Origin of the sequence: Paenibacillus thermotolerans, from assembly GCF_028745515.1 — a bacterium.
Classification (GTDB): Bacteria; Bacillota; Bacilli; order Paenibacillales; family YIM-B00363; genus Paenibacillus_AE; species Paenibacillus_AE thermotolerans.
In genome coordinates, this window is sequence record NZ_JAQZSG010000046.1 from 1 (window position 1) to 24,760 (window position 24,760).

General features: G+C 51.8%; 23 protein-coding genes. 5 read left to right on the plus strand and 18 right to left on the minus strand.

Annotated elements, in window-relative coordinates; genetic code table 11:
- Window positions 1-91 precede the first annotated feature (91 nt).
- The 5 genes from PT964_RS23735 to PT964_RS23755 all read right to left on the minus strand — a co-directional run bounded on the left by PT964_RS23735 (window position 92) and on the right by PT964_RS23755 (window position 6,256).
- Window positions 92-988 carry a phytanoyl-CoA dioxygenase family protein gene (locus tag PT964_RS23735; protein ID WP_274365845.1) on the minus strand — a complete coding sequence of 299 codons (897 nt, stop codon included), beginning with the start codon at window positions 986-988 and terminating at the stop codon, window positions 92-94.
- A gap of 115 nt (window positions 989-1,103) precedes the next feature.
- On the minus strand, window positions 1,104-1,859 hold the full coding sequence (locus PT964_RS23740) for a class I SAM-dependent methyltransferase (protein ID WP_274365846.1): 756 nt from the start codon (window positions 1,857-1,859) through the stop codon (window positions 1,104-1,106).
- 52 nt (window positions 1,860-1,911) lie between these two features.
- Window positions 1,912-3,378 (minus strand): DHA2 family efflux MFS transporter permease subunit, encoded by a 1,467-nt coding sequence (locus tag PT964_RS23745; RefSeq protein ID WP_274365847.1) that lies wholly within the window; start codon window positions 3,376-3,378, stop codon window positions 1,912-1,914.
- An 81-nt stretch (window positions 3,379-3,459) separates the two neighbouring features.
- On the minus strand, window positions 3,460-4,953 hold the full coding sequence (locus PT964_RS23750; protein WP_274365848.1) for a serine hydrolase domain-containing protein: 1,494 nt from the start codon (window positions 4,951-4,953) through the stop codon (window positions 3,460-3,462).
- Window positions 4,954-5,134: 181 nt separating this feature from the next.
- Window positions 5,135-6,256: a nucleotidyltransferase domain-containing protein gene (locus PT964_RS23755; protein WP_274365849.1), complete on the minus strand. Its 1,122-nt coding sequence runs from the start codon at window positions 6,254-6,256 to the stop codon at window positions 5,135-5,137.
- A gap of 190 nt (window positions 6,257-6,446) precedes the next feature.
- Here PT964_RS23755 and PT964_RS23760 point away from each other — a divergent pair, with 190 nt between their 5' ends.
- Entirely contained in the window at window positions 6,447-8,207 is a 1,761-nt protein-coding gene (locus PT964_RS23760) for a 5'-nucleotidase C-terminal domain-containing protein (RefSeq protein WP_337995056.1), read from the plus strand.
- Window positions 8,208-8,290: 83 nt separating this feature from the next.
- Here the strand turns inward: PT964_RS23760 and PT964_RS23765 are convergent, their stop codons facing one another.
- The 4 genes from PT964_RS23765 to PT964_RS23780 all read right to left on the minus strand — a co-directional run bounded on the left by PT964_RS23765 (window position 8,291) and on the right by PT964_RS23780 (window position 11,309).
- Window positions 8,291-9,112, minus strand: coding sequence for an arylamine N-acetyltransferase (locus PT964_RS23765; protein ID WP_274365851.1), 822 nt, complete (start codon window positions 9,110-9,112; stop codon window positions 8,291-8,293).
- A 13-nt stretch (window positions 9,113-9,125) separates the two neighbouring features.
- Complete coding sequence (locus tag PT964_RS23770; RefSeq protein ID WP_274365852.1) at window positions 9,126-9,581, minus strand: DUF2269 family protein; 456 nt, start codon at window positions 9,579-9,581, stop codon at window positions 9,126-9,128.
- An 85-nt stretch (window positions 9,582-9,666) separates the two neighbouring features.
- Window positions 9,667-10,839, minus strand: a complete 1,173-nt coding sequence (locus tag PT964_RS23775; protein ID WP_274365853.1) for a helix-turn-helix transcriptional regulator — start codon at window positions 10,837-10,839, stop codon at window positions 9,667-9,669.
- Window positions 10,836-11,309 carry a hypothetical protein gene (locus PT964_RS23780; protein WP_274365854.1) on the minus strand — a complete coding sequence of 158 codons (474 nt, stop codon included), beginning with the start codon at window positions 11,307-11,309 and terminating at the stop codon, window positions 10,836-10,838. The genes PT964_RS23775 and PT964_RS23780 overlap by 4 nt, the downstream gene beginning before the upstream one ends.
- 304 nt (window positions 11,310-11,613) lie before the next feature.
- Here PT964_RS23780 and PT964_RS23785 point away from each other — a divergent pair, with 304 nt between their 5' ends.
- Window positions 11,614-12,486 (plus strand): FRG domain-containing protein, encoded by an 873-nt coding sequence (locus tag PT964_RS23785; protein WP_274365855.1) that lies wholly within the window; start codon window positions 11,614-11,616, stop codon window positions 12,484-12,486.
- Between the two features lie 100 nt (window positions 12,487-12,586).
- Complete coding sequence (locus PT964_RS23790; protein ID WP_274365856.1) at window positions 12,587-13,627, plus strand: hypothetical protein; 1,041 nt, start codon at window positions 12,587-12,589, stop codon at window positions 13,625-13,627.
- Here PT964_RS23790 and PT964_RS23795 read toward each other — a convergent pair.
- The 3 genes from PT964_RS23795 to PT964_RS23805 form a co-directional block, all read right to left on the minus strand.
- Window positions 13,624-14,010, minus strand: a complete 387-nt coding sequence (locus tag PT964_RS23795) for a hypothetical protein (protein ID WP_274365857.1) — start codon at window positions 14,008-14,010, stop codon at window positions 13,624-13,626. The two genes, PT964_RS23790 and PT964_RS23795, sit on opposite strands and share 4 nt — an antisense overlap.
- The gene (locus tag PT964_RS23800) at window positions 14,007-15,194 is read right to left on the minus strand and encodes a ParM/StbA family protein (RefSeq protein ID WP_274365858.1); all 1,188 of its coding nucleotides are present in this window, start codon (window positions 15,192-15,194) and stop codon (window positions 14,007-14,009) included. The genes PT964_RS23795 and PT964_RS23800 overlap by 4 nt, the downstream gene beginning before the upstream one ends.
- 260 nt (window positions 15,195-15,454) lie before the next feature.
- Window positions 15,455-16,258 carry a LysM peptidoglycan-binding domain-containing protein gene (locus tag PT964_RS23805; protein ID WP_274365859.1) on the minus strand — a complete coding sequence of 268 codons (804 nt, stop codon included), beginning with the start codon at window positions 16,256-16,258 and terminating at the stop codon, window positions 15,455-15,457.
- 641 nt (window positions 16,259-16,899) lie between these two features.
- Between PT964_RS23805 and PT964_RS23810 the strand changes: the two genes are divergently transcribed.
- A complete protein-coding gene (locus tag PT964_RS23810) occupies window positions 16,900-17,415 on the plus strand; it encodes a DUF2179 domain-containing protein (protein ID WP_274365860.1) in 516 nt (171 codons plus the stop codon).
- Here PT964_RS23810 and PT964_RS23815 read toward each other — a convergent pair.
- On the minus strand, window positions 17,396-18,289 hold the full coding sequence (locus PT964_RS23815; protein ID WP_274365861.1) for a LysR family transcriptional regulator: 894 nt from the start codon (window positions 18,287-18,289) through the stop codon (window positions 17,396-17,398). The genes PT964_RS23810 and PT964_RS23815 overlap by 20 nt on opposite strands.
- Before the next feature lie 131 nt (window positions 18,290-18,420).
- On the opposite strand from PT964_RS23815, the gene PT964_RS23820 reads away from it, so the two are divergent.
- Window positions 18,421-19,161 carry an SDR family NAD(P)-dependent oxidoreductase gene (locus PT964_RS23820; protein ID WP_274365862.1) on the plus strand — a complete coding sequence of 247 codons (741 nt, stop codon included), beginning with the start codon at window positions 18,421-18,423 and terminating at the stop codon, window positions 19,159-19,161.
- Window positions 19,162-19,166: 5 nt separating this feature from the next.
- Here PT964_RS23820 and PT964_RS23825 read toward each other — a convergent pair whose 3' ends face one another.
- The 5 genes from PT964_RS23825 to PT964_RS23845 form a co-directional block, all read right to left on the minus strand.
- Entirely contained in the window at window positions 19,167-20,420 is a 1,254-nt protein-coding gene (locus PT964_RS23825; RefSeq protein WP_274365863.1) for a stalk domain-containing protein, read from the minus strand.
- A gap of 78 nt (window positions 20,421-20,498) precedes the next feature.
- Window positions 20,499-21,377: an N-carbamoylputrescine amidase gene (gene aguB, locus PT964_RS23830; RefSeq protein WP_274365864.1), complete on the minus strand. Its 879-nt coding sequence runs from the start codon at window positions 21,375-21,377 to the stop codon at window positions 20,499-20,501.
- Between the two features lie 36 nt (window positions 21,378-21,413).
- Window positions 21,414-22,445 (minus strand): agmatine deiminase family protein, encoded by a 1,032-nt coding sequence (locus PT964_RS23835; RefSeq protein ID WP_274365865.1) that lies wholly within the window; start codon window positions 22,443-22,445, stop codon window positions 21,414-21,416.
- A gap of 185 nt (window positions 22,446-22,630) precedes the next feature.
- Window positions 22,631-23,404: a TerC family protein gene (locus PT964_RS23840; RefSeq protein ID WP_274365866.1), complete on the minus strand. Its 774-nt coding sequence runs from the start codon at window positions 23,402-23,404 to the stop codon at window positions 22,631-22,633.
- 109 nt (window positions 23,405-23,513) lie between these two features.
- Window positions 23,514-24,704: an amidohydrolase gene (locus PT964_RS23845; protein WP_274365867.1), complete on the minus strand. Its 1,191-nt coding sequence runs from the start codon at window positions 24,702-24,704 to the stop codon at window positions 23,514-23,516.
- Between the last annotated feature and the right edge of the window lie 56 nt (window positions 24,705-24,760).

Sequence of the window (24,760 nt, forward strand, 5' to 3'; positions counted from 1 at the left end):
TGGAAATCCTTGTTAGTTAATTGGTCAGTCGTAGAAAAAAAAGAAAAGTCGGTTCGCGGCCGCTTTTCTGGCGTCACATTATGATTTGACTCTACACTCCCCATTCCTTCCTCGCTTCTTCCACTGTTTTCATCGTCGTCTTCCCCCAGGCGTAATGGCCTTTCGGTTTCTTCCCCACCCATCGTTCATCAACGGGCTCGGACTTGAGCTGGTAACGGGTATCCGAGCTGAGCCGGAATCGGTTGGTCATATTGTTGGCAGATGCGTGCAGCATGAACATACCGAATATCAACACATCCCCGGGAGCAAATTCCGTCGTCGCCCACCGCCCCCCGAATTTATCCACGATTTCAACCGGATCGTTCGTCAGCCATCCGGTCGCTACATTGTCACGGTCCACATCCATTTCGCCGTATGTGCTCCTGACCCGCTCAAAGTGCTGCGAGCCGAGGCATACGGCGAGCGTGCCGAGCTCGTACGGAATGGCGCCGAGCGGAGTCCACATCGTATATACCCGTTTAGTGCCCCTGCCCATATATACAATATCGTAATGCGCCCCCGTGTTGTCTCCCGTTCCTACCGCCCGCGGCCACTTGTAATCGTAGGTCATCGCATCTCCGCCCAGCAGCCGGCTGAAGAAATCGATCACTCTTCGGTGATTCACCAATTCGTAAAAACGCCGCAGATCGGCATCCTCTTTATTTTCCGGCCCTCCGAACATCGCGCCTCTCGCCCCCGGAGCAATTACCCCTTGTTCCAGCGGGTAAGAAGCGTCGATTTTGCCCATCGCCTGCAGCTTCCGCAACATACCCGCGCGTGCTTCCGCTACATCGGAAGGATCGTGGAAACCGCGTATGAGCAAATAGCCGTCATTCTCCAACCGCGCGCGAAGCGCCTCCGTGTCTTCCAGAATATCGTTCGGTTCCCGCAATTCCGTCAAATATTTGCTTCCCATTGCCAACTCGGCATTTCCCATCATAAGCTTCATCCGGCATTCCTCCAGCCCGAAGATGCAACCTATCGTCTCTATGAACTGATGTATTGTGAAAATTTCAACAATAGAACAAGGAAAAGAAAAAAATGCAGCTAAGCATCCAGTCCGCTTATACTTCTCCCCAGTACATCTCCGTCTCATAATCGAAGGACACTTTGCCGTCTTGTTGGTGCCGGTCATACAAGCTTCGAAGCTCCGCCATCATCGGTTCGTAGCTCGGATGGTCTGCCGTCGGACTATAAGAGGATGAGCGCAGCCGCCCGCTCAGCCCGTCGAAATCGAACAGCTGCCGATTGGTAAATCTCGCTTCCTGCATCGTTCCCTGCTTAAAGAAAGATAACAGCATATCGTGCGTGATATTTCTATGATTGACTTTGCCGTAATCGGTGCCGAACTTGTGAAGCAGCCGTTCATATTCCTCCAAGAACGGACTGCCGTGCGTCAGCCTGGAGTTCCAGATGAGAACCGCCTTGCCTCCGGGTTTTAGAATACGCCCGAATTCGAGCCGAGCCGCGGAACGGTCGAACCAGTGGAACGCTTGCGCGCATACGATAAAATCAACCGCTTGGTCCGGCAATCTCGTCGCTTCCGCGGAACCCGGCAAAGCCTCAAAGCCTTCGGATTGTCCAAGCGCCCTCACAGCGGCTTCCCGCATCGCCTCATTGGGCTCCACCGCAATGACACGGCTTCCGCGCGACAATAGCAGCTTTGAAAAAATGCCCGTTCCAGACCCGATATCCGCAATCGTCGAGCCCGGAGTAAATCCGACCGCAGCGTACAAATAATCGATCGCTTCTTCGGGATAGCTCGGCCGATATTTCACGTACGTATCGACCCTGTCGGAAAACCGCTTCTTGCTGTCCATCCGAAAAGTCCCCCTTACCGTTGCATAATCATTACAACACGATTATAGCGCATTACACTGCGGTAAGCTTCTCCTTCGCCGGACTGGAGCGCTTAATGAAAAACGCAAGCACCAGCGAAATCGCGGCGAGAATGGCAGCTACGAAGAACGCATCGTTAATTCCGCCCAGCATCGCTTCCATTTCCAGCTGCTCCTTCGTAATTTGCACTCCGTTTCTCATGGCGTCCTCCGCGATTTCCGCGCCATGCGTCTCCGCACGAGTCGACATGACCGTGATCAGCAAAGCGGTGCCGATGGCCGCGGAAACCTGGTTCAGCGTGTTGTTCATCGCGGTGCCGTGCGGGTACAAGCGCGCCGGCAGCTGGTTTAAGCCGTTGGTGGACACCGGCATCATCACCATGGACATGCCGAACATTCGTACCGCGTTTAAAATCAACAGGTGCGTATAACCGGTGCTCAGCGTTAATCGGCTGAACAAATAAGTGGTTACAGTCATTATGGTTAATCCGATCACAGCCAGAACGCGCCCCCCGTACTTATCGAACAGTTTTCCGTTCACCGGGGACATGAAGGCGTTCAGTATGGCGCCCGGAAGCAGCATTAACCCCGCATCCATCGGCGATATGCCGCGAAGCGTCTGCACGTAGATCGGCAGCAGCAGCATTCCGGAAAACAGCGCCATGTTTACGATCATGGTGATGGATGACGACAGCGCGAACATCGGAAATTGGAAGACGCCGAAGTTCAGCAGCGGGTTCTGTTGCTGCAGCTGACGCCAAATAAACGATACGAGCGCAATGACTCCGATTCCGATCGACGCGTACACGAGCGGACTTCCCCAGCCGTTGTTCCCCGCGGAGCTGAAGCCGTACAGCAGCCCGCCGAAGCCTGCGCTGGACTGGAGCAGCGATAGGAAATCAAGGCGAATATCGACTTTTTCCTTCTTATCCCTCAACAAAAAGAAGCTCACAACCAAAATAACGGCCGCAATCGGCGTAACGAAATGAAACAGCATCCTCCAATCGTAATGCTCGATAATCCACCCGGACAGCGTCGGGCCGATCGCCGGAGCGAACATCAGAATGAGCCCGAACACTCCCATGGCCGCGCCTCTCTTATGTACGGGAAAGCTGACCAGCATAACGTTCATTAATAAAGGCATTGCGATCGCGCTTCCTGAGGCTTGAATCATGCGGGCGACCAGCAGCAGCGAAAAAACATGAGCGACGCCGGCGATGATCGTCCCGATCGTAAACAGGGTCATCGCCGTCAGGAACAGCCGCCGCACGGAGTACTTCTGAATCAGAAACGCGGTAGTCGGAATCATGATGCCGTTGACGAGCATGAAACCGGTGGTGAGCCACTGCACCGTCGACGCATTCACGTCGAGATCCTTCATGATGGACGGCAGAGCGATGTTCAATAACGTATTGTTTAGGAAGGCAATGAAGGCTCCGATCATCAGGATCGCTATGATCCCGTAAGGCGGCCGTTCCGGCGTTGCGGTTGCGTGGTTCATCGTTATCCTCCTGGGTAGGGCAATATACGTTATGGTTTCCCGCCTGCTGTAAATCATGCCAACAAGTGGCATGGAAATGTATCATTTCGTTGGTTCGATACGATTATATGCTCGAATAGCCAGTATAAAGCTGTATAGTGCCCAACATGCCGATGCGCTCGCCAGCGTAATCAGACCGATCGCAATATCGTACGGATAGCCGTAAAATCCGATTTGAGACGGACGGAACGTAAGCAGCAAGTAAACAATCGGGACATTGATCAGGAGAAAACCGGCCCCGCGAACGGCAGATAACCAACGTCTGATCGCCCGTCCGCCGCGCTTTCTCATCCCCGCAATCGATCGTATCAGCCATACCGCCATAATGACCCCGGTGACCGTGAAGCCCAGCGATATGAGACCGGCAAGCTTCCAAAAGGTTATCCCCGCATCGACTGCATTCGAAGGTTGATCGAGCAGCAGCCGCGCGATACTGACTGTGATCGGCCCCCCGATCTCCGGAATGGAGTCTCCGATCAATAGAGCGACGCCCAGCTTTTTCTCGGGGATCATTAACACTGCGGCAGTCGAGCCGATTCCATCCCCCGTCTTGATGAGAACCTCGGTATGCCCGATTGAAGTTTCTTCAAAGCCGCCGATTGTGTACTTCATGCCTTCGCTGCCGGTAAATATCTCTCCCTGCTGCGACATTCTCGCGGTTTCTTCGCTCAAGATCGAAGATTCGCCTGCATTCATAAGCGCCGATAACAACTTCGACAAATCCAGCACATTGGAGTAAATCCCGCCTTCGGGAAGCTGACTTCTGCCGAATACCGCATTGTTGCTTGCCGATTGATGCTTGAACCCGAATAACCAGTTATATTCTGTCGCCGCGTGCCGCGCGTCGGCAGGATCGAAGAACGTATCGGCCATCCCCAGCGGTGCGAACAGCTCCTCTTCCATGACCGCCTCGTAATTTTTTCCCGTTACCTTCTCCATAACCAATCCGAGAACGTTGTAGCAGCTGTTGCAATATTGTCCTTTCTCCCCCGGGTTTGCCGACATCCGAACCGTGCTTAACGCCCGCACCGCGTTCTCAAGCGAGTCCCTGTTCTTCTTCTCATCCTCGAAGATCGATCCGTCCGCGTCAAATCGGTTAACCCCTGCCGAATGGGTAAGCAGGTGCCGGATCGTAACGCCGGAAGACCGTTCCGAATCCGCATAAGAGAACCAGGGGATATACTCGTTGACCGGCGCGTCCAGATCGACAAGCCCTCTTTCGTACAGCTTCAACAAAGCCGTCGCCGTTAGAGCCTTCGTTACCGACGCCGTTGCGTAGACCGTCTCCGGCGTAACCGGCTCCTTCGTCCGAACGTCGGCCGATCCGATTCCTTGCGCCGCAATGACGCTTCCTTCGTAAACGACGGCATAAGCGCCGCCGGGAACCCCGTTGCTCTCAAATTGCTCTCTTACATAACGATCGATTTGATCGAGAGTTTGCTGCGCGGGCTCTTCCCTCTCCGTTCCCGCCAAGCTTCGATCCGGCAGTAAAAGTACTGTGAATATCAGCATCAGGACCGCCCATTTTTTCCACATGGTTGAACATTCCTCTCCTGTATTTCTTGACCTTCCGATCGTATAAAACAGGAGCTCCGCCAGGAAGTGCCGATTCGTCATAATTCGGTCATATGCGGTCATGTGATCGCGAATTGGACGTCCCTAATAGAAAGAAGCTGCGAAAGCAATTTCCGCAGCTAATCAAATCTTAATATCGTATTCACATAGTTACCCTTTTCTTGTAGAACGCTTCGAAATCAGCCACGGAGCCGAACCGGTTCACCGGCACCTCCTCCTCGCGCAAGCGGCTTTCCAGTTTCTCGATTAGCTGCAGCACGGCGAGCCGTAACGGCTCGAAATCGGCAGGATCCAATAAAGCGGCGAGATCCGGATATCCGAACCTGTGGTAAAGCTCCCGGCACTCTCCCGCTTCGGAAATACCGGGCCAGCGCCCCTTCTCGGACGCAAACAGCATTCCGGCAAGCCCTTCCTGCACGCCGACGGCACCGAAAAAAGCAGTTTCATAATGCCCTCGTTCACAAGCGGTCAGCAGCTTATTAAGCATGCCTCTCTCTTCTTCATAGTAGCCCTTCATTCGATCTTTATACGAGCGTTGGCCTATGAACTCTTTTTTGCGATTTGCTATGAGCCTCATTGTCTCGGCAATAAGGCTCTCGCATGAAGACATTATTTCATCCGGGGAACGGCTGAACATGATGACGTCGAGATCCCGTTCCAGGTTCTCGGGCTTGATCGGCAGTTTCCGCACCTGCTCGCGGAAATGGCCCCACATGCGCGTATAATAGGTTTGGTTTACTAGAGCAAGCGCCTTAAATATGCCGGTTGCGATCTCCCGCCCTTGCGTTCGGCAATACGATAAGTCCGGCGAATCGCCGGCAAGGCGGCATTGAGCCAAGCCGATCATGCAATCGCGCAGCGCCTCTTCGGCCCGGTTCGTCAAGGTAAGCGCATGGGACGCCTCCCCCATGTCTCTAATTTTTTCACGGAGGTTCATAAATCTGTCGAGATCGTCGTCAGATCGGACATATAACAGCTCGCAGTCCGCAATTACGGTCGTGCTCCAATCTTCGTAAGCCGCCATTCGTTCGGCCCGTTCCCAACCGATCGGCCAAAAATCGAAGCTGATTCCGTCAATGATGAACTGCAATTCGACTTCTCTTCCTCTTGGAGTAGCCGGGATGAAGAAAAAATCCAAATCCGACCGTTCCGTCGCCCTGCCCTGCAAATACGATCCGTAATATCCGACAACGGCAACATCGTCCGGGTAATGTTTCCGGATATGCCCGACGATGATATCCGCTACGGCAAACACATCGACCATGAAGACTCCCCCTCTTGCAGCTTCTTTTTACACCCTATACTTCTTTATTCCGGCATGTTTCACCTTTTGCCCCAAGCGATTCTATTTTCCATCATCTTTACATGATCTTACGAAATCATAGACATTCTCTTAACATAGTCATACTATATTTAATGGGGACGAAACTATTTTATTACATAGGAGGGAAATGATGAGGAAAGCAAAAATTTCTTTCGTTTGCACACTGGTCTTATCCTTAGTCATCATGCTGGCACCGGCGGCGGGTGCGGCGGGGGACGTTCCCGTAACCGAAGGAAGCTCTGCGGGCAACGAAAGCACGACGATTCAGTTGATTCACGTGAACGACGTCCATTCCCGCGTATTCGAGGATCCGAACGCAGGCATGGGATACGCTAAGATGGCGACATTGGTCAAGCAATACCGTGAGAAGAACCCGAACACGCTGCTGTTCGACGCCGGCGACACGTTCCACGGCCAAACGTTCTCCACGCTTGTTCGCGGCGAGAGCATTGTAAAGATTATGAACGCAATGGGCTTCGACGTGCAGGCCGCGGGCAACCACGACTTCAACTACGGTACGGACCGCTTGTTGGAGCTGGCGGAGATGGCCGACTTCGCCATTCTGGGCGGCAACGTCGACCGCGACGGCCAAGACGTGCTTCCGGCAAACACGATAATCGAGATGGACGGCGTACGCATCGGCATCTTCGGTCTGGCGACGCCCGAAACGGCTTATAAGACGCATCCGAACAACGTCAAGGGCATTACGTTCGTCGACCCGGTCGTCGAAGCGCAGAAGCAAGTCGATTATTTAAAGGATAAAGCGGACGTCATTATTGCCTTAGGACATATTGGCATGGATAAATCCAGCACGCATACGAGCGACAAGATCGCGGCGCAGGTCGACGGCATCGACATCATTATCGACGGCCACAGCCATCAAGTCATCTCGCAAATCATTAACGACACGCTCGTCGTGCAAACCGGCGAATACTTGAAGAACGTCGGCGTCGTTACGCTGACGATTGAGAACGGCGAAGTGACGAATAAAGCGTCCGAGATGATCTCCAAGGAACAGATGGCGGAAGCAGTACCGGATCAGGAGATAGCCGAGCTAATCGAGTCCATTAAAGCGTCCCAGGACACTATTCTTAACGATGTCGTCGGCAAAACGGCCGTAGTGCTGGACGGCGAACGCGCTACCGTGCGCGCGAAGGAATCCAACCTCGGCAACTTAATTACGGACGCCATGCTGGCGACAACCGGCGCCGACATCGCCATAACGAACGGCGGCGGCATCCGGGCGTCGATCGACAAGGGCGACATCACAACCGGCGAGGTCATCACGGTGCTTCCGTTCGGCAATTATATTGCGACGATTAACGCCACAGGCGCCGAGATCGTAGCCGCACTGCAGCACGGCGCAGGCGACTATCCGGAGCTTAAAGGCGCATTCCCGCAAGTCGCGGGCATCAGCTACGCAATCGACCCTTCCAAGCCGAAGGGCGAGAAGGTCCATTCCGTCATGGTTAAGGGCAAACCGATCGACCTCAACAAGACGTACGTGCTTGCCACGAACGATTTCATGGCGGCGGGCGGAGACGAGTACACGATGTTCGGCGACAACCCGATCACGGGCAACTTCTCCGCGCTCGATGAAGCGGTGATCAACTACATTCAATCCAAGGGAACGATTGCGCCGAAGGTGGAAGGCCGCATCGTCGAGAAAGCCGCGGACGCGAAAGGCTCCTCCGGCGGCAAATCCAACGGTAATGCAAATGGCGGGTCTAAGGCGGGCAGCAGCAACGTGTACGTCGTGAAGCCGGGCGATACGCTTTACCGCATCGGCTTGAAGTACGGCGTGTCGTGGCAATCGATCGCCAAGCTCAATAAGCTGAAAAACCCGAATCTGATTTACCCGAACCAAAAGCTGATCATTCCGGCAAAGTAACTCAAAATCATACAAATGAAGCCTGTGACCTTACCGAGGCTGCAGGTCACAGGCTTATTTAAGTTCTCGCCCGGTAAGGCAAATTAGCTCTCCGTAAACAACCGGCTTCCCCGACCCTCGATAAACCTTAACGCTTGCTCGAGCATGTCATGACGAAATCCGAACGTCATTTTCATCATATCGGTCCAATCCTCTTTGCGGGAATATTCGTGAATTTCGGTGCCGGCGTCGGTTTTAATAAACAGCTTTTGATTGACGACGGAATAAGCGGCATCCGGCTTAAACAACGTGGCGACAATCCGGCGCATGAACGGATTATCCTCCTCATCCCGCAGCGAATGGGTAATATCCGGCTCGAAGCTTTCCAACGGTACGGTTTTCCATTCGATATACTTCGTGACGATGCTTTGACCGTTCGCTCTTCGATCGATCATGAACCGGTCGGGGCTGAGCCGTACGATCTCGATTTCTTCCCCGCGGCGGCTAAATCGGGGCTGCTCCTCCGGCCGGAGCGGTTCGAACAAAGGAGCGCCGTATCCGACATCCACGTAATACGATCGTCCCTCTGCCGTCACTTTGTTGGCTAGGTGCACATTGCCGTTCGTCGCCCGCACGGCTTCCACATCGAACCCGAGCGAGGCAAGCAATCGTCCGAAGTGAATGTTCAAAATATAGCAGTTCCCCCCGAGCCTTTCACGCTCAATATGATCCAAATACGTTTCCAAGTCGGGAAGCCATTGAAAGCCCGATGTCCCCTGATGAAGATAATAGTGGAATTTGCTCAAGTTTTCGAAAGGAATGCTGTGCAGATGGCGAGTGACCAATAAGCGCAAATATTCGAGAGTCGGACTCCGTATTTCCGTCTGAAGGCAAGATAAATACCTCTTTTGATGGCGTTCGTCCATATTTCCCACTCCCTTACTGCGGCTTAGCGACCATCAGTATAAAGATCAGCAGCCCCAATATTCCCGCCCAGACGTGGAGATTGCGCACATGCGAATACAACTTGACCATAGCAAGGGCGGGTTCCCCGCCGGATTCGATTTCAGGCGCATCCATCATCTTCAACAAATTCCTGGTCGCCGGCGCCATAAAGCCGATTACGAGTATTTCGGTGACGACATAAACAGCCAGCGAGCCGATAATCCAGGTTTGTACGAAGGACCCGTACGATCCTATAAAAAAGAGCGCCAACCCCGAAAGAACGGCTAAAGTTCCGAACACCTTAGGAAAAAGCTCAAGATAAGAAACCTGTTGTACATTCCTCTTCATTTCATCGACGGCGGAAGCTTTTCGGAGCATCAAGGGAAATGCATATGCCGGCCCTAAGCCGAGCACGGCGGATAACACATGGATGACGACCAACCATTCCATTCAAGCAGCACCACTTTCATGAGAATTTATTCTGCTCTCATAATAGCGGTCCGTAAAATTGCCGTGTATCGGTGAAAATACGTATTTATTCGTTCCGCCCCGTCTCCTCCGATAGCAGCCCCATTTCCATTGCATAGCGGGTCAATGCGGCGCGGGAAGGGACGTTCAGCTTTTGATAAATCCGCTCCAGATGGGTAGTGACGGTTCTCGGACTAATAAATAATTGCTTGGCGATTTCCGCATTCGTGTATCCCTTGGCGACATTGACGGCCACCTGGCGTTCTCGCGCGCTAAGACTTGTATAGAACGGGTCGGATTTTTTCTCCCATACCAGCCTCGCTCGTTCAACGGACTGTCTGAACAGAGCCTCCCGATCCTTTTCCTCTACCGCCGGTGCCGCTTGCAGCGCATCGCCGAGATTTTCGGATAAAATCGTGATATACCGTTCGTCTAACGAGCTAAGCTTCTCACCCGGGTCCTCGCAGCAAACGATCCCAGCCGCCGCGCCGAACGCGAATACGGGGAACGCCAAATAGCTTGCGGGCGATCCCTCTTGTATGTGTACAGCATTCCGATCATCCCCTTCATTCGACCGAATGGAATGGAGGTAGCGAAATTGGGAACGGACGTTGTGCAGGCGTATGATCCGGCGCTCCTTCCTGACCAGCTTTGCCAGCCTCTCCATCGTATCGAACGCCGTTTCGTTCACTCCCGCTCCCGGAACCCCCCGGGACGCTTGCAATCTTACGCCGTCCTCGTCCTCGCTTGGTATCCAATAGGACAACCGGCCCCATTCATGGCTTTGTGCCAAAACCTTCAACAGGTCGCCGTAAGCTTCCGGGGCGGGTTGTAAATGGAACGATTCCTCAACACACTGACGAATCGACACGATTTCAAAAATTAAGATCGACCTAACTGGCGCCGACAGCTCGACTCCGGCCACCCAGGATAACGTCAATAGATCCTGTTTTACCTTTTCAAAATCGGCGCCTTCATTCTCGGAACGTTCATACCGAACCGAAATCTCCCATTGGATAAGGTCCTTAGGATTCATAATTTTCAATAAAGCCGTCGGATTTTCCATCAAATTGATGTATGTCTTATTCAATAATTGGTTTGCAACGGCAACCCGGTTCGTTTCCAAGCGCCATACTCGGGACAGATTGGCGATGTTCGGTATCCCCTCAGCCGAGCCTGTTACTATGCAGGATGGAAAAGCTCCTTCAAATAGAGGCATTATTTCCGCCGGAAGCATCATTCGCAGCTCCTTCCCGTCATCTGCGACCCGGCGTCAGGCCCCGGCGTCTGCACAAAAACCGCGCTAATTTCAATGCCGACCGCAATACATTCCGACGAAGCCGTTTGTATCAAAGGAGCTAGATTCGGAGTGTGCGTCTTCACCCATTTTTGCCGTTCCTCGAGCGCAATCGCGTCTTCTTTATTCAGTAATCTGATTTCCTTAAACGGACCCTTGAACTGATAGGATTCGTTATCTGCCCCGGACGTGAGAAGCGCCGCCAGTTCCATACGTTCCCCTTGGCGTTCCTTCAGCCGAAGCCATTGGCTTTTTAAAATATAGATCCATAGCAGCCCCGACTCGAGCTCCGGATGAAACCCATACCCTCTGCACACAAAAGGTACTTGCCCTTTAGGGGCTGCCGCCAAATGGCTGAAAATCGGTACGGGCCGCTCGAAAAAAAGGGTCAGCCTTTCAGGCCACCTGCTCATATCGCTTCCAGCACTCCTCTGTTTTCAATCTCCTCTAGGTAAATGTAACAAGAGGCAAGGCGAGTTTCCAGCAGCAAAAAAGATGGAACAAAAGAAAATGTTCCATTACAGGCTTGCAGGCGCGGTCCCTGTGTTTCGGAACGAAAATAGTTCCAATATCAGTTATACCGGATTCGACGCGCCTGCCGTGTGATCTGCATCACATTATCGGCAATTATTTGACGGCGGCTTGACGCAGACGCGAACCCCTCTAGGCGAATGCACATATTTTGTAGCTAGAGTGATCCTTAGGAGGAACGCAATCATGGCGAACGGTACCAAAAAAGCGGATAACATCATTTATGAGATACCGGGGATCGATTCCGTCGAGAAATACTTAAACGCAGTCGACCAAATTTACGAGAAGATTTGCCCGCCCGGCAATCCCATGGCGTGCGAGCTTTGGTTTCGTGGGGTAAAAAGCGCCTCGTATAATTTAACGCCGTCTATTGTCAGAGGGCTCGGGGCTCAATCCGAAATTGTTTATTTATCAAAGTTTCGGTCCTTAGCTTATCCATATTTAGGGGAATTCCCCTATTCGCCCTACTCGGAAGATCGGAACTCTTACTGGGGCTGGCTCTTTTTGATGCAGCAATATGGAGTGCCTACCCGAATTATGGATTGGTCCCGCGAGGCATTGGTCGCGCTGCTGTTCGCCCTCGGCAAACCGAATGCCATGGAAGCGAAATCGGATGCCGTCGTCTGGCTGTTGGAGCCGACGGTGCTAAATTCGGCCTTCCGGTTTTACAGCTTCAAGGAGCCGGGCTACATTCCCAATGTGACGGAGCCCGCCTTTAATGTGCGCTTCGGCCCGAATGCAAAAACCGATAACGTGAAAGCCGCCGCAGCGATCGGCCCGTTAAACAACCCCAGAATCATCAAGCAAGCCGGAACGTTCACCGTTTTCCCCAAGATGCAGACCTTAGTGCCGTTAAACAAGCTGCCCGACAGCTCGAAGTTTCTTTATAAAATTATGATCAAAAAGGAAGCCCGAAAATCTATGAATCATCAGCTTCGCCGCTACGGACTGGCGGAACGGAATCTTTATCCGGGAATGGAAACGGTCGCGGAGGATATCAGACAGGAGCTTATCTCGGAAAAATTGCTCCCGCCGGAACAGGACCCGTCGTCCAGATGACTTGGCCTGCGAACCGATCAAATAAGAGGCTGTCTACATTAGACAGCCTCCAAGTGTTATATATATAAATATACGGTGAGACAAAAGGAGATGGCGACGGATGAAAGTAGGAACTGCGCGAAATACGGCGGCCGAATGGGTCGTTCGGTTTGCAAGCCGGGAGGACTGGTTTGTCGGCGCATATTTTAGCGGCTCCGCGGCGGCGCAGCTTGAAGACGCGGAATTGGCGCCAAGCTCCGATATCGACGTCATGATCGTCACCGATCAGGACGAGCCTCCCGCAAAGCTCGGAAAATTCGTCTACAACGGCGTTCTGATCGAAGTCACCTATTTTTCCTTGAGACTTCTCGCTTCGGCGGAGGAGGTTTTGACGAATTATCATCTCGCCGGCGGCTTCAGAACGGATACGATCATTGCAGACCCGACAGGACGGCTGCGCGAATTGCAAAGGGAGGTGTCCCGGCATTTCGCGCAGCCGCTGTGGGTGCGACGCAGATGCGAGAACGCCAAGCAACGAATTGAAGGCTGGCTTTCCTCCATCGACCTTACCGCACCGCTGCCCGACCGGACGATGGCTTGGCTGTTCCCGACCGGCGTGACTACTCACGTCCTCCTGGTCGCGGCGCTTCGGAACCCTACGGTTCGGCTTCGTTATTTTGCCGTGCGCAACGTACTGGAGGAATACGGTCTCGGGCGCTTTTATCCGGAGCTGCTCGATCTTCTTGGCTGTTCGCACCTGTCGCCGGCATGCGTGGAACATCATCTCAACCAACTCGCCCGTACGTTTGACGCAGCAGCGGAAGCATCGAAGACGCCGTTTTTTTTCAGCACCGATATTACGGCTTCGGCGCGTCCGATCGCCATCGACGGAAGCCGCGAGCTCATTAGGGCCGGTTATCACCGCGAAGCGGTGTTCTGGATCGTCGCTACCTTCGCAAGATGCCATAAAATATTGGCGGCGGACGCACCGGACTTGGAGGCGGAACGGTCGCCGGCATTTCACGCCGTTCTGGCGGAGCTCGGCGCCGACTCGGACGAATCCGTCCTCCGCCGCGCACAATCGGTCAAGCAATTCCTTCCACGGCTCATGGACGCCGCCGAGCAAATTATTGCCGCCAACCCCGATATTTCAAGGCACTAGCGCTTAAGCTTGCCTGTATTGCGCACAGCCTGAAGAAATATTTGATCGAGGCTGAAGCTCTCGCGAATGATCGGTGCTGCTGCCTCTTCTTCTGCTTCTACTTCGGACTCCGGCTCCGGTTCTTTAATCAGTTCCGTTATGTATACGGGTTCATCTTCATAGTGGCGCTCCGTGTCGTCGACGCTTTCCTCCCGTTTCGGCACTTGACCGGGCCGCTCCAGGAGAATATGGCGCGTCAAAATATCCATGACGCCTTGGCTGAACATCCCTTCCGCCTTTAACCGGTTCATGTAGTCAATGACCTCGGGCGGCGTATCGGACGGGACATACAGCGTCACGTCCTTGCCGGGGGTTACCGGAACGGTTGATCTTCGTTTCCTCAAGCCTGCTCGCCCTCGGCTCCCTCTTCAGTCTCAGCGGTTGCCGCCGCTTCCTGCGAATGCTTCAATGCATGCTGCAGCAGAAAGAACGTTCCGCGAACATTGCGAAATTGGCTGTGCTCCGTATGATCGAATTTGATCGGCAGACCGAGCTCGGCGTTTAACTTCTCGATCCATGGCTGAAGCACGACCGCCCCGCCGCCGATAAACCAAAACTCGCCCGCATAACGCACTTGCTTCCAAGAGTTCCGTGCATACTTCAGCGCCTTCTCCGCCATAATCCGCATATGCCGGTTTACGAGGCTTGTCATATCGAACGCGACTTTGCCCTCCGCATAAATTTCATACTCCTTGTTCACGAGCATTAACGTCAGCTCCGCCGTGCTTGCGATTAATTCCGCTCCTTGGGAATTGACCTCATGGCGGATGTTTTCCAGCGCATCGTTCAAGTAAATTTTGGCGCCGGTCGAATGCCGCTGGTCCAAATCGAGACCCGGTTTAAAAAAAGCGATATCCATATCCACGCCGCCGATGTCCGCAATGCCGAATCCTTTCAGAGAAAACTGCGCTTTCGAGGTCGCCTCCATGTCGTACACTCCGGATACGTCGTCGATGCTAATGCCAGTCGGCAGCGAAAATTCCATCTCGACCGTAACGCCCTTATACACCGGGGTCGTGACGAACGTGATGGAATGAACGCCTCCTGTTATTTTCCGCGCGAACTCCTCGCTGAACTTCGTAATTTCCGTAATCGGCAACCCCGTCCCCAGGTTTACTGCGGCTTTAATCCGGTTTTTACCTTGTCTAATCTCTTCCTCGTGCTTCCGGGCCACCGCATAAGCCGTAGCCGTCAGCAGGGTGACGATCGTTTCCGGTCTTTGCGCTTTCTTCTGTACCGCCTTGTCGCCTACAATCTCATGGACGATCCCTTCGTCGCCGATCGCCAGATTGCCGACATATACATGCCGGTATTGTTCCGTATCGATCGCCGGCGAAGTAATTTGCACGTCCAAGAAATCAAGCGGGTCTCCGTGCTCCATCAATAAGTACCGTTCCCCGAACGGTTGCGCTACGACATTAGGGAAAATGAACCGGTTGCTCAATTCGTCGTATATGCCCTTAATATGACTGCTTCCGTTATCAACAGACAAATTTATGGTTGTGGTAAGAACATCCTGCTTTGCCACTGTGTCGATCCTCTCCCAACCTATTGAATTTATTAATAGATTCGTAGAGTCGATGTTGTATTGAGGGGTAGCGAAGGAATTTTTTCGCATTTATGAAGCAGGGATGGAAATGAAGTTCGAGCTTTAAAGTTTCCCTTTTAAAAGTCGAACTTTAAAGTTTAGAGTTTAAAGTTTAAGCTTTAAAGTTCCTTTCAACGGCTTAAGGGCTTTTGCGATTTGCAAAAGCCCCTTCACAACGCAAACGAGCGTTCGGTCTTCTATCAAAACAGCACGGGAACCTCGACAAGATCCTGCATCGATCCGTCGCGGGCGCTGCGGGTATACACCATCAATGTGCCCGATGACGTCGCCGGCTTTTCGTCGAGCTTCAGCTGGACGTTGAACCGGCCGAATTGCGGCGCACCGGCAGTTGTCGTAATCGCCTTTTCTTTCGTCACGCTCCGATCCTCGGCGTCCCGAATTTGGTACAGCACCACAGCTTCAAACGCGCGGGCGATCCCTGAAAGCAGCTGTCCCTCCGCAATTCTGGCGCCGGGCAGCGGCTCGAGCACCGCTAAATTCGTAGAAACCGGAAGCGGAACGATCAATTGGAAACCCGGATAAATAAGATCGGGCGAGAAACCGGGGCGGCCCTGATTCGCTCTCGCGAGCGCGCTCATCGGCACCCCGAAGCGGCGGGAAATACGGAATAAGGAATCCCCTTGCTCTACCTCATACACGAAAGCCGGAATATAAATCCATTGCGCGACCCGGAGTATATCCGGCGTTTGTGTCGGATTTAAGGCGATCAGCATCTCAAGACCGACGGAGTAACGTTCCGCGAGTCGATAATACGTGTCTCCATCGGTAACTTGATGCACAACGGTACTATGCTCCGACATGCCCGGCAAGCGAACGAGCACCTTTTGGCCCGGAAAGATCAAATCAGGCTCCGTAATAGGCGGATATAGGGAATTCGCTTGAACGATTTCAGGAACGTTCGTTGCGAACCGATTGGCAATCGTATTTAACGAGTCGCCTGGGCGAACCGTGTACACAACATGAGTTCTAGTGGAAACCGGCATGGTGAGCCCTCCTATCGTTTAGGTTAGTACCCATCCTATGCAGATTCGTCCGGAGGCGTGATAACAGCCGTTTATAGATTTGCCATATGCTTATGCTCAAAAATTGGGCTTATCCGACAAGTTAGTTTCAATTTCTGAGCTTAATGGCTGTCTACAAGCAAGTTCTGCGGATGTAAGATCATTTTTTGAGTGTATTGGTTCGCATATATCGCACTTTAGGGAACGGTGGGAGGAATAATATCGTTATTTGAGTCTAGCGGTGCCGCTAAGATCAAGATTTGATACTATCACGAAGCCGAAGCGTCAAAAACTTATTAAAAAAAAGAGTACCGACGCTGCGTCCGGGGTACCCTTTTTTTATCCTACTGAGCGTAAAGAATTAACAGTTCTTCGGTTGTTACATCGTCCACCGCTCCGGCCTCTTCATCCAACAGCCCCTGGGCCTTGAAGCATTCCACGCATTTGCGGTCGGTTCCTTTCTCATGATTGGTTCCTGTAGAATAGCATTTTCGGACGACTTTGTTTGTGATTATTTTCACAAGAAAAAATGTTGCGGATCGCTTTTCTGATATCTTTTCCAAAAATACATACCCTAAGCTTTAACGCAGATCGATTTTTCCGTACATAAAGGGGATTTTGTCGTGTTAACCGTTTTGATCAGCATTTTTACCATTCAAATTGTTTATGTTTCCTGCTTCACGCTTCGGATGATTCTTACGTTGAAGGGCCGGAAATATTTTGCCGCCGCAATCAGCATCTTGGAAATCACGATTTATGTAGTGGGATTGAATATGGTACTGAAATATTTGAATCAACCGGTCAGCCTTGCAGTTTATGCGCTTGGCTATGGGCTTGGCGTTCTAGTCGGGGCCTGGATCGAGGAAAAGCTCGCGCTCGGTTATGTTACGTTGAAGGTCATCGTTAACGATGTTGCCAGCAATATTGCCTATCATCTAAGAAGCCACGGATACGGCGTGACTTCTTGGGTCGGCAGCGGCCGCGACGGGGACCGGTTAATTCTTGATGTGCTTGCGCAGCGTAAAAACGAGCAAAAATTGTACAATTTCATTCTAAGCATCGAACCTAAGGCTTTCGTAACGACAGTAGAGCCTAAGAAATTGCACGGCGGATTTTGGATCAAGTCGACAAGGAAATGAGCTCCTGCTTGAGAAATTCATAAAGCTTTGCGCTTGCCGGCTTCAACGGATATTCCGAAGCTTTGCAAAGAATGCCGAAGGTCATATCGATCGGACTCCCTTTCATTGCGCGTACCGTCGTTTCCGGGGGCAACGCCTTCTCCAATGATATTTTAGGTACAAGCGCAATCCCCAATCCGCTTTCGACGTAATAATTCAAAGCCGTCATGCTTCCGATTTCCATCGTGTCCAATGAGTTGTTTCCCGATTCCTTCAGTACCGTCTCGAGTTTTCTGCGGTACGGACACGTCGCGGAAGTAATGAGCAGACGGTATCCCCTCAGATCGTCCGGGGCAATCGCCTCTTTATCGGCTAACGGATGGTTCTCCGGCAGCAAGACCGCAAACTTCTCTTGAAATAACGGTTCAAAAAATAGATCGGAACCGAAATCCGGCGCCGAACAGAGTGCCACATCAATGTCCCCTTTGAGAAGCCGTTCGCTCAACGTCGTTGTATTGGCTATGTCCACGGAGATGCGAATTTTCGGATATTGAGACAGAAACCTCTTCAATAGATCGGGCAACCGATAGCTCGCGGTAGGCTCCGTCACCCCTAGTCGAAGATCGCCCGCTTCTCCCATTCGATAATCGTACATGCTCTCCCGCAAACGCTCCATATTTTTTACAATTTGCAAGCTTTGCTCGTAAAACAGCCTTCCCGCTTCCGTCAATCGGATTTTTTTGCCCCGCTCGATCAGTTGAACGCCCAAGTTGGCTTCAAGCTTCTGAATTTGCATGGTGATGGTGGACTGGGCATAGTTCATCTCATCGGCTGCGCGGATGAAGCTCCCGTACTTCGCCACCAATTGAAACGACTTAAGTGTTTTTAGATCCATTTGTTGTCTCCGTTTCGCATGCGTTCAAAAATTTTGAACCAAATCTTTAATTTATTCAATTATACAAATCGTAACCGGCAATATACAATGCTCATAGATCGATCATGGCGTAACTTAGGAGATGAGACGATATGGATGTAAAAAATAAGACGGCCCTTGTTACAGGAGGCGGCACCGGAATCGGCAGAGCCGTAAGCTTTGCGCTGGCTAAGCGGGGAGCGGCCGTTGCGGTGAATTATTCCCGTTCGAAAGCCGAGGCGGAAGAAACGGCGCAAATCATCAATACCGAAGGCGGGCGCGCAATCGCGGTACGAGCCGATGTTTCCAAGGACAAGGAAGTGCGAGATATGGTTGAAACGGTTGTCGGGCGGTTCGGGACCGTCGATTTGCTTGTAAATAACGCGAGCATCACGCGGCATATTTCGTTCGACGACCTTGAAGCGGCGACGGAAGAAGTATGGGACGAGCTTTACAATGTGAATGTCAAAGGGATGTTTTACTGCGCGCGGGCCGTCGCCCCTTTCATGAAAGCCGGCGGACAAGGAGCGATCGTCAATCTCGGCAGCATTGCGGGCCAGACGGGGTTAGGCTCCTCCCTTCCGTATGCGGTATCCAAAGCTGCGGTTCACGGCCTGACGAAATCGTTAGCGCGAGCCTTGGCTCCCGATATTCGCGTGAATTGTGTCGTACCGGGAGCCGTAGCGACAAGATGGTGGGCCGGAAGGGAGGAACAAATGAGGAGGCTCGCCCCGAATCTGCTGCTGCAGCACATTTCAACACCGGAGGATATTGCTCGGATGGTCTGTGCGGCTTTGGAGCAAGAAGCGATGACGGGACAACTGATTACGGTGGACAGCGGACAAACGTTGTGAGTTTGTTACTGCCGCTCCATCATACCGGTCCAAATATCCACCGAACCCCGGACCGGGTCATAGTGCACATCGTAGCCGAACGCTTCCGATACGAACCTAAGCGGCACATAAGTCGTGTACACGTTAAGACGCGGCGGACTGTCCAGTTCGACGGCCTGACCGTTGATATAGGCGGTGTGGCTGCCGATCGTCATTTGAAGCGTCAGGTCGTTCTTAACGGCGGTGATGGTTTGAGTATCCTTATTCCATTCGACTCTGGCTCCAAACAGTTCAAACAGGTAGCGCATCGGCACTTCATAGCGGCCGTTAACATTGTTCAGCGGCGGAGCCGTCATCAGCGGCATGTCGTCAAGGTTCAACGGATACTGAAAATCGTTCGTCCGAAAGGTCCATTGCTTACTCAGCGTCTCGCCGCCCGACCGGAAAGAAACCTCCGCCGTATATTCCCTGTCTCCGCGGAGCTGACGCTGTACGGTCAGCACGTAGCCGTAGCCTGATTCCAGCTCTCTAATTTCAAGCGGAATGCGGATGTGCCGATTCCCCGCCCGAGTAGTTAGTGAGGCCTGTATATCGGATACATCCCGCCGATTGCTGAAAACCGATATCGTCGTACCTTCCCCTTGAATCAGCTTTAGCCCGTTTGATACCTCGATATAGCCCGGCCAAACATCCTTCATTCCGTCGTATGGGAAAACACTTGCCGCGACCGGCGCATTCTCATTCGAGATTGCTTCGGCAGCGCCCACGATCACAGTTGCCTTGCCGACCCTGGCGATGCCGACCGCCGTCACGGCAGGGGTCAGCATCACTTCCCTGCGATTATGAACCAAGGACAGCTCGTAAATTTCATACGCCATATCAAACTGTTCATATGCGCGTTCCTTCATGTACGTTGTTTCCATAATATCTTGCTTTCCCGCGCTGTACCCGGCCGCAGCGGCCCGCTCTCCGGGCGTAGGTTGGGTGTAAAATTCAAGGCCCTTCTCCTCTGCCGACAAGTCCCCCTCGGACTTGATCGTAAAATGTGCGTCGGCATAGCGTGCATGATTTACCGCCGCCTTAACGAGCGCAGGATCAAGCCTCACTTCGTTCAATCCCATGTGCCGGCGAAGCATGTTGACATAGTCCAATGCCTTCTGCTGTTCGGCGCTGCCGGTACCGTCGTACCGCGTTTCCGCCGCGTCCGCCTTGGGAACGTGATTGTACGGGGCAGCCGCCATAACCAGTAATACAGCAAGGAGTATCGATTTTTTCAGCACAGTATTCCCCCTATCGTAAATTCATATCTTACAGACGCTTTAGGAAGAAAAAGGTTACTCAAAAAAAGGTTCGACTTCTCAGTCGAACCTTTGCTCCCCATCGTACGTTGTAATGACTTTATAGAGATCCGGACGGCGGTCGCGGAAAATTCCCCACTCGATCCGCTGCGTTTCCAATTGATCCAGATCGAATTCAGCTGTCAACACTGTTTCTTCCGTACGGCCTGCTTCTACGATCATATTGCCTTGCGGACCTGCGATAAAGGACGAGCCGTAGAACGTAATGCTTGAATCATCATCCGTTTCCACGCCGATCCGATTGGACGCAATCACGGGCACCAAATTCGCGCCGGCATGTCCGCGCATGCAAATTTGCCAATGATCCTTCGAATCGATTCCGCTGTCTTGAGGCTCCGAGCCGATGGCCGTAGGATAGAACAATAGCTCGGCTCCCATCAGAGCCATGCAGCGCGCGGCCTCCGGATACCACTGATCCCAACATATCCCGATGCCGATCTTGGCATACCGCGTCTTCCACACCTTAAATCCCGTATCTCCCGGATTGAAGTAAAATTTCTCTTCATAACCCGGACCGTCGGGGATATGACTCTTACGGTATGTGCCCAGTACCTCCCCATCAGCATCGATAACGACAAGGGAATTATAGCGCGCGTTGTTCTTTTTCTCATAAAAGCTGATCGGCAGCACCACCTGAAGCTCTTTGGCCACCTTCCGAAAATGCCGAATCGCCGCATTCTCATCCCGCTCGGAAGCGTAAATATAATAATCCGCTTTTTCCTTCTGGCAGAAATAAGGAGTTTCGAACAGCTCCTGCAGCAAAATAATTTGTGCTCCTTGCCGGGCAGCCTCTCTGACAAGAGCATCCGCCTTCCGAATGTTTTCCTCTCTATCGCAAGAGCAGCTCATTTGCGTAGCCGCTACTTTCACCTTTCTCATGCTTCTCCTCCTCTTCGAAATTCAAACTTGTTCATCCTAAGAGCGTCCTGCCGGCATTTGCTGCGTCGTGCAGTGGACGTTGCCGCCCTCGGCAATGATCGCCATGCCGTTCACAGTTCTTATTCTCCGATCGGGGAACAACTCGCTTAGCACCTGCTGCGCCTTGCGGTCGGTCTCCTCAGCCGCGCCTCCGAATACCGGCAATATGATTCCGCCGTTCACAAAATAAAAGTTAAGATAGCTGAGCGTCAACCTTTGTCCATCGTACAACGTCTTCGGAGGCTGTTCGATCGGAACCACCTCCAGCTTCCTGCCTTTGGCATCTACCGCTTCGTCAAGAATCTTCAGATTTTCCCGTGTAATCTCATAATTTTCGTCGGACGGATCGTTGCATACCTGTATAATCACCTTGCCGGGAGCCGCAAAGCAAGCTGCATTATCGACATGACCGTCCGTTTCATCGCCGCTCAACCCGCGTTTCAGCCATATTATTTGTTCGGCGCCTATGAAATCATGCAAATGGCCTTCAATCTGCCCACGAGTCATCCGGGGATTGCGGTTCGTGTTCAGTAGACATTCCTCTGTCGTCAGCACCGTTCCTTCACCGTCCGAATGAATGGAGCCTCCCTCCATAATCAGCGGCGCATCAAACTGCTGAACGCCGACATGCTTCAAAATTTTCGAGGCTACCGCATCGTCCAAGTCCCACGGCGAGTATTTGCCTCCCCATGCATTAAAGCCCCAGTTTACGCCCGCAATGTCTCCGGCTTCGTTAACTACGAACGTCGGTCCGTTGTCGCGCAGCCACGCGTCATTATGCTCAACAGGCAGACATGTAATTTGGTCATTGGCAAATCGCGCGCTGATCTTTTCAAGCTCATCCGGGTTAACGACAACCACAACAGGCTCGAATTCCGCTATTGCTTCAATGATATCTTTATATCCTTCGCTTACCTGCTCATAATGCTCGGGATGGACCATAGAATCCTTTACCGGCCAAGATATAAAAGTGCATGTATGTTTTGCCCATTCGGCAGGCATCATGTAATTCAATTGCCTAGGATTCATAGCTTCCCCCAAAAAAAATGTCGTTATCGAGTCCGATCAAGCAGCTTCATGCCGCTGGACCCATCTATTATACAATAAAACTAGCGGCCTACATAGAAAGCAATAGAGTGCTTTCCGGAAGCCCAAATAAAAAAAAAGGACCTCCGCAGAAGTCCTTTACAATCAAACATTCACCTCGGCAATCATTAGGCATTGCTTGCCTTGGAAGGTTTGTTGCCGGGTGCAAACCACCCGATAAGCGCGATCGCCACCAAGACTATATAGAAGACGGAAGTCCAGCCCGTGCTATGGGGAAAATGAGGATCCAAAACTCCAATATCCTCATGGGCAAGCGTAATGACGGCAAGCTTTACCCCAACCCAGGCAACGATTGCATATGCCGTCGTCTCAAGCGCCGGGCGTTGGCCAAGCAGCTTTACAAACCAAGTCGCTGCATATTTGATTAGGACTAAGCCGGCAATACCGCCAAGCACCACTACAGCAAATTGTCCGCCGTCCATACCGCCGAACTCGCCCAACGGCGAATCCGGGAGTCCAAGCGCAAGCGCTACAGCGGCAAGAATGGAGTCAATTGCAAAGGCAAGGTCTGCAAGCGCAATTTTTCCTACTGTAGGCCAGAAGCCTTTCCCTGCCGCTTCTTCCTTTTGATCTTTGTGGATTTTCTCATTCTTCTTACCGAAACGCGCTTGGATAATGTGCTTTATACCTAAGTAAAGAAGATAAGCTGCGCCAATCGCCTGCACCTGCCACACATTTGCGATGAAGGAAATCGCAAACAGCGCGGCAAAACGAAAGACAAAGGCCATAATGATTCCATAGCTGATCGCTCGTTTCTTTTGGTCATCCGGCAAATGCTTCGCAATGACCGCCAACACGAGCGCATTGTCAGCCGACAGCAGTCCTTCCAAACCGATAAGAATCAGTAAAGCCCACGCGTACTCCAACCACAATGACTCCAACTACATTCTCCCCTCTGCAGCACGTTAAGTATAGTCCGGCAACAAAGTCATATGTACATAATGTTTGGTTACCCGGCAATAGTTATACGAAATAAGTCACCGATGGGGTTCAATTTTTTTCACTATAGTACCCGCAAACTACATATCCTACCGATTTAGCAGCTACAATCAGAGCATCCTCATCAATATCAAATTTCGGATTATGATTGAAATACGGTTTGTCTACCCCCTTTGGCGTACAGCCGATATAGAAATAGCAGCCGGGGATTTTCTCCAAATAATAAGCGAAATCATCGGAAGGCGACATCATCGGATACTCTACCACTTCTTTAATATCCGGGTCATTCGCACCCTCAAGACACATCTTCACGAAGTCCGTCAATTCCGGGTTATTATAAAGCGGCGGGTAATCAGGGGCAAAGGTCAACTCGCATTGAACGCCAAACTCAGCTTCAATCCCGCCTGCAATTCGGTGCAACTCCTGCCCGATGATTACCTTCGTTTCTTCCGACATATATCGGATATCGCCTTCAAGCTCCACACGGTCCCTAATAACATTAAAGGTCCCCTTTCCGTCAAAGGAGCCAATAGTAATCACGCCCATATCGAACGGATTCAAGCGTCTGCTAACAATCGTTTGGACGGCCGTAACAAAATAAGCGCCGGCAACAATAGCATCGTTTGCCTTATCCGGAGAAGACCCGTGTCCGCCGACACCCTGAATCCCAACCTTTAAATATGCTCGGCCGGCCATGGAATAACCGCTGCGATACCCTACGACACCTGCCGGATTCATAGGCAGTAAATGAATGCCGAAAATATGTTGGACATCATCAAGCGCCCCTGATTCTACAATGCTTTTTGCCCCGCCCGGCGGCACTTCTTCCGCATGCTGATGAATAATTTTGATGGTGCCCGGAATATCCGATTTTAATTGAATAAGACAATCAGCAAGAATTAATAAATAAGCCGTATGTCCGTCATGTCCGCACGCATGCATGACGCCTTCATTTTTTGATTTGAAAGGAAGCTCCGTTTCTTCCACTATGGGCAAAGCATCGAAATCAGCGCGAAGAGCGATCGTTTTCCCCGGTTTTCCTCCCTTAATGGTTACGATGATCCCATAACCGTTCCCCATATTAGATTGAACTTCAACATCCTTCCCACTATAAAAATCTAAAATATATCGTGCTGTATTTTCTTCTTTAAACGACAGCTCCGGATTCTCATGCAAATGACGGCGAATTTGAATCATTTCCTCCCTGCGGCCTTCCAACAGTTCCATTAACTGTTTCTCCATCTTTAAGACCTCCGCGAATTTCATGTACCTATATAAAGAATTGAAGTTAATTTTTC

What these genes read in the sequence shown, in the direction of transcription:
- PT964_RS23735 (WP_274365845.1), bottom strand. Translation starts at nt 988, where the DNA reads ATGAAGCTTATGATGGGAAATGCCGAGTTGGCAATGGGAAGCAAATAT.
- PT964_RS23740 (WP_274365846.1), bottom strand. Translation starts at nt 1,859, where the DNA reads ATGGACAGCAAGAAGCGGTTTTCCGACAGGGTCGATACGTACGTGAAA.
- PT964_RS23745 (WP_274365847.1), bottom strand. Translation starts at nt 3,378, where the DNA reads ATGAACCACGCAACCGCAACGCCGGAACGGCCGCCTTACGGGATCATA.
- PT964_RS23750 (WP_274365848.1), bottom strand. Translation starts at nt 4,953, where the DNA reads ATGTGGAAAAAATGGGCGGTCCTGATGCTGATATTCACAGTACTTTTA.
- PT964_RS23755 (WP_274365849.1), bottom strand. Translation starts at nt 6,256, where the DNA reads ATGGTCGATGTGTTTGCCGTAGCGGATATCATCGTCGGGCATATCCGG.
- PT964_RS23760 (WP_337995056.1), top strand. Translation starts at nt 6,447, where the DNA reads ATGAGGAAAGCAAAAATTTCTTTCGTTTGCACACTGGTCTTATCCTTA.
- PT964_RS23765 (WP_274365851.1), bottom strand. Translation starts at nt 9,112, where the DNA reads ATGGACGAACGCCATCAAAAGAGGTATTTATCTTGCCTTCAGACGGAA.
- PT964_RS23770 (WP_274365852.1), bottom strand. Translation starts at nt 9,581, where the DNA reads ATGGAATGGTTGGTCGTCATCCATGTGTTATCCGCCGTGCTCGGCTTA.
- PT964_RS23775 (WP_274365853.1), bottom strand. Translation starts at nt 10,839, where the DNA reads ATGATGCTTCCGGCGGAAATAATGCCTCTATTTGAAGGAGCTTTTCCA.
- PT964_RS23780 (WP_274365854.1), bottom strand. Translation starts at nt 11,309, where the DNA reads ATGAGCAGGTGGCCTGAAAGGCTGACCCTTTTTTTCGAGCGGCCCGTA.
- PT964_RS23785 (WP_274365855.1), top strand. Translation starts at nt 11,614, where the DNA reads ATGGCGAACGGTACCAAAAAAGCGGATAACATCATTTATGAGATACCG.
- PT964_RS23790 (WP_274365856.1), top strand. Translation starts at nt 12,587, where the DNA reads ATGAAAGTAGGAACTGCGCGAAATACGGCGGCCGAATGGGTCGTTCGG.
- PT964_RS23805 (WP_274365859.1), bottom strand. Translation starts at nt 16,258, where the DNA reads ATGCCGGTTTCCACTAGAACTCATGTTGTGTACACGGTTCGCCCAGGC.
- PT964_RS23815 (WP_274365861.1), bottom strand. Translation starts at nt 18,289, where the DNA reads ATGGATCTAAAAACACTTAAGTCGTTTCAATTGGTGGCGAAGTACGGG.
- PT964_RS23820 (WP_274365862.1), top strand. Translation starts at nt 18,421, where the DNA reads ATGGATGTAAAAAATAAGACGGCCCTTGTTACAGGAGGCGGCACCGGA.
- aguB (WP_274365864.1), bottom strand. Translation starts at nt 21,377, where the DNA reads ATGAGAAAGGTGAAAGTAGCGGCTACGCAAATGAGCTGCTCTTGCGAT.
- PT964_RS23835 (WP_274365865.1), bottom strand. Translation starts at nt 22,445, where the DNA reads ATGAATCCTAGGCAATTGAATTACATGATGCCTGCCGAATGGGCAAAA.
- PT964_RS23845 (WP_274365867.1), bottom strand. Translation starts at nt 24,704, where the DNA reads ATGGAGAAACAGTTAATGGAACTGTTGGAAGGCCGCAGGGAGGAAATG.